This window comes from Pseudovibrio axinellae (assembly GCF_900110875.1).
GTDB lineage: Bacteria > Pseudomonadota > Alphaproteobacteria > Rhizobiales > Stappiaceae > Pseudovibrio > Pseudovibrio axinellae.
Genome location: NZ_FOFM01000061.1, coordinates 1 through 3,507, shown reverse-complemented (window position 1 = coordinate 3,507; position 3,507 = coordinate 1). Strand labels below are relative to the sequence as shown.

General features: G+C 51.6%; 4 protein-coding genes and 1 pseudogene. 4 read left to right on the top strand and 1 reads right to left on the bottom strand.

The window, feature by feature from the left end; translation table 11 throughout:
• Positions 1 to 101: 101 nt before the first annotated feature.
• The 4 genes from BMZ51_RS23355 to BMZ51_RS23340 all read left to right on the top strand — a co-directional run bounded on the left by BMZ51_RS23355 (position 102) and on the right by BMZ51_RS23340 (position 2,574).
• Complete coding sequence (locus tag BMZ51_RS23355; protein WP_068009341.1) at positions 102 to 740, top strand: imm11 family protein; 639 nt, start codon at positions 102 to 104, stop codon at positions 738 to 740.
• A 242-nt stretch (positions 741 to 982) separates the two neighbouring features.
• On the top strand, positions 983 to 1,369 hold the full coding sequence (locus tag BMZ51_RS23350) for a transposase (protein ID WP_068009338.1): 387 nt from the start codon (positions 983 to 985) through the stop codon (positions 1,367 to 1,369).
• Positions 1,366 to 1,713 (top strand): IS66 family insertion sequence element accessory protein TnpB, encoded by a 348-nt coding sequence (gene tnpB / locus BMZ51_RS23345; RefSeq protein WP_068009335.1) that lies wholly within the window; start codon positions 1,366 to 1,368, stop codon positions 1,711 to 1,713. The genes BMZ51_RS23350 and tnpB overlap by 4 nt, the downstream gene beginning before the upstream one ends.
• A 51-nt stretch (positions 1,714 to 1,764) precedes the next feature.
• Positions 1,765 to 2,574: an IS66 family transposase gene (locus tag BMZ51_RS23340; RefSeq protein ID WP_208979638.1), complete on the top strand. Its 810-nt coding sequence runs from the start codon at positions 1,765 to 1,767 to the stop codon at positions 2,572 to 2,574.
• 28 nt (positions 2,575 to 2,602) lie between these two features.
• Here BMZ51_RS23340 and BMZ51_RS23335 read toward each other — a convergent pair.
• Positions 2,603 to 3,507: pseudogene (locus BMZ51_RS23335) on the bottom strand (IS3 family transposase); the annotation flags it as partial.

Sequence of the window (3,507 nt, the reverse complement as noted above, 5' to 3'; positions counted from 1 at the left end):
ATCTGCTCTTCCGTAAAACGCGAACGCTTCATATCCCACCTCAATGTTAGGTAGAATCCTATCACAAAATGGAGGAAGTTATGGGGAGCAGGTCAGTTAGGATGATAGTTTATTACTCTCCCACAACAGGTGAGATGATGCCCTTCGTTATTCGTGGAACAAATATTGCGGATGATGCAATTGTTAAGGACTTTTACCCTGCTCTTCCGGTAGAACAGGCACGTCCATTTATTCTTGGGACCGACTTTACGCAGGAGGAAATTGATCAACTTCCGCGCACTCATCTGGTAGAAAAGCCTGCTGGTGGCAAGCCTCAGCCGGATATGATGGGCTGGAACTTTTATCCACCTGTAATCGCTCCCGTTCTTAAAGACTTCATCGAAACTCTTGAGCCGGGCGTGCACGAGTTTGTGCCAGTTGAAGTCAAACGGGATGACGGGTCTCAAGAATTTGGTACCTACTATCTGATGCTTGTACGCCAGACCTCTGATGCGCTTTTGTTTGACGAAACCAATTGGGATGGTGGTCAATACGGCTATGAGGCAGCGAGAAAAGAACGTTTTCTGATCTCTCACTTCCATAATCCTGTGTTGCGGGCACTGGCCTGCGCAGGCCTGCATATCTGGCGCGGCACGGGCAAATTAGTCAAGCAGTCCTTCTGCTCTGATGAGGTTGGGCAATTTATCAAAGAAAAGGGTCTGAGAGGCTGGTATCTTCAGCCCTGCCAGATGCATCCTTAACATCTTCACTCACTCGTATTCGAATTTTCAACCGGCGCAGCCTAACGACTGCTGTGGGATGAAAATAAAGTATCACTCCCAATAATTGAGTGTCATCCTGAATAACCAAAAATTAAAATAAAGCATCATCCTAAATGCAGACTGGCTCATGACGCTAAAAATGTAAGCGCTCGGTGAACCCGACCTAACGGTGAGGCTTTTGCTAAGCTATCCTATGGGCAGTTTTGTCTTCAGGGATTTAAATGATGAAGGATAGAGCCGAGCGACGGTGGAGTGACGATGACAAGCGGGCAGTTTGTCAGGAAGCATTGGAAGGCAGCATACCTGTTGCTAAGGTTGCCACGCAGCACGGTTTAAAGAAGGCGCGGCTTTGTTACTGGCTGAAAGATGCCCGTTACGATCCCACTCTTGACGGGAGTTCACTGCACACAACTGAAACAGGTTTTGTTTCTGTCAGTGTCATCGAAGAGAGCGCTTTACGGCCAGTGATGGCGAATACTGAGCCCGCTGCGGGCAAAGCGGATCCACTTTGTCTTGAAATCCGGCTTGCAGGCGGTCATCACGTTCATCTGAGCGGGCCAGTCAACTCTGCTCTGGTTACGCAGATCTTACGGGAGCTGTGCACATGATCCCGGTTCCGAGCAATACCCGGGTCTGGCTGGCGGCGGGTGTTACCGACATGCGCCGGGGCTTCAATACGCTTGCCGCGCAAACAGAACAGGTTCTTGCGGAAGATCCGTATTCAGGGCACCTGTTTGTGTTTCGCGGTCGCAGGGGCGATATTTTGAAGATCATCTGGTGGGATGGTCAGGGAGCATGCCTGTTCACCAAACGCCTGGAAAAAGGACGTTTCATCTGGCCTGCAGCCAGGGAAGGTAAAGCCCATATTTCTGTTGCGCAGTTGTCGATGCTTCTTGAAGGGATCGACTGGCGCACACCAGTGAAGACATGGACGCCTCTGACATCAGGATAGGCTAATATTTGCAGTATCTTAAGATGGTTTTGGCTTACCTTTGTGCAAAGCATGCTGTATAACAGCAGCATGCTCAAAGACCTTGATCTTATTCCTGAAGACCCGGCTGAATTGAAAGCCGTCAACAAGCTTTTGGTGGAAGAAGTGAAGGCTCTGAGCCTGAAGGTTGAGCAACTCCAGCACCAGCTTCATGGAGCCAACCGGCACCGGTTCGGCTCCAAGTCAGAGACCCTCTACCAACTCCACCTCAATCTTGCTGAAGCCGTCGCCATTGCCGAGGTTGCTGAGAAGCAGTGCAATCCAGCACCCTTAGTAGACAAAAGTGAGAAGCGTCAGCACAGTCGCAAACCGTTGCCAGCGCATCTGGAGCGAAATGATACGGTACTGCTTTCAAGTGACAATTGCCGGCAGTGTGGCGGTACGCTGAAGCAGCTTGGCGCGGATTTTACCGAAGAGCTAGAATATGTTCCGGGGCGGTTTGTTGTGAACAGGATACTTCGTCCGCGCCTGTCTTGTTCGTGCTGCGAGACGGTTGTTCAGGTCCCGCTGCCTTCTAGGCCAATTGAGCGCGGACGCCCGGGACCGGGCCTGCTGGCTAATGTTCTGGTGGGGAAGTTTTGTGATCACCTGCCGCTCTATCGCCAGTCCCAGATTTTTGCCCGTGAGAATTTTGATCTGGATCGCTCCACCTTGAGCGACTGGGTTGGCCGGTCCAGCGCCCTGCTGGAGCCGCTGGCTGATGCCATTGGTCGTCTTGTCCGACAGGGAAGCGCGGTATTCGCCGATGACACTCCGGTCAAACTTCAGGCTCCGGGCAACAAGAAGACAAAAAGAGGTGGTCCCGTTTGTTTGGACATGTGAGCGTCTTTTATAAGTGGATCCGCTCCGATTACGCAGCAGCTTGAGTTATGGGCTGCGGGTGTTTGCAGTAAGCCTGATCCGGGGTATTCCAGTCAAGCGATGAATGTGGGCGTTTCTGATTATAAAAGGCGATGAATTTACCGATGGCCTTTCTAGCTTCTGGCACACTGTCGTAGGCCTTGAGGTAGACCTCCTCATATTTGATAGTGCGCCAGAACCGTTCGATGAAAATATTATCGCGCCAGGCTCCTCTGCCGTCCATGGAAACCTTGATCTTCTCGCGTTTGAGCACATCGGTGAAGTCTATGCTGGTGAACTGAGAACCCTGATCTGAGTTGAAAATCTCTGGCTTGCCGTATTTGGAAAGTGCCTCTTCCAGAGCTTCGATGCAGAAGGCGGCCTCCATGGTGATTGATAACCGCCAGCTCAGAACGTTGCGTGAATACCAGTCAATGATAGCGACCAGGTAGGTGAAGCCCTTCGCCATGGGAATATAGGAAATGTCGATGGCCCAGACCTGACTGGGTCTCAAAACCGCTACATCACGCAGCAGATACGGGTAGATCTTGTGACCCGACGCTGGTTTGGAAGTGTTTGGTCGGCGGTAGATAGCCTCAATGCCCATCCTCTTCATCAGCGAGCGCACTCTGCGCCGACCGATATCAAAGCCTTCTGCTTTTAATAGCTGTTGCAGCATGCGGCTACCCGCAAATGGATACTCCAAATGCAACTCGTCCAGCCGGCGCATGAGGCTCAACGTTTCCGGCGAGACCGGGCGGGACCGGTAGTAAACACTGCTTCTTGATATACTCAGGGCTTTGGCCTGACGACTGATTGGGAGTTCATGATTACGGTCAATCATCTTTTGGCGCTCAGTAGTCCCGCTTTGGTGAGCGCTCCTTCCAAAAAATCGTTCTCCAAAGCCAGCTCCCC

Bases quoted from the DNA above. Each gene is read 5' to 3' on its own strand.
- BMZ51_RS23355 (WP_068009341.1), top strand. From the start codon at position 102: ATGATAGTTTATTACTCTCCCACAACAGGTGAGATGATGCCCTTCGTT.
- BMZ51_RS23340 (WP_208979638.1), top strand. From the start codon at position 1,765: ATGCTGTATAACAGCAGCATGCTCAAAGACCTTGATCTTATTCCTGAA.
- tnpB (WP_068009335.1), top strand. From the start codon at position 1,366: ATGATCCCGGTTCCGAGCAATACCCGGGTCTGGCTGGCGGCGGGTGTT.
- BMZ51_RS23350 (WP_068009338.1), top strand. From the start codon at position 983: ATGATGAAGGATAGAGCCGAGCGACGGTGGAGTGACGATGACAAGCGG.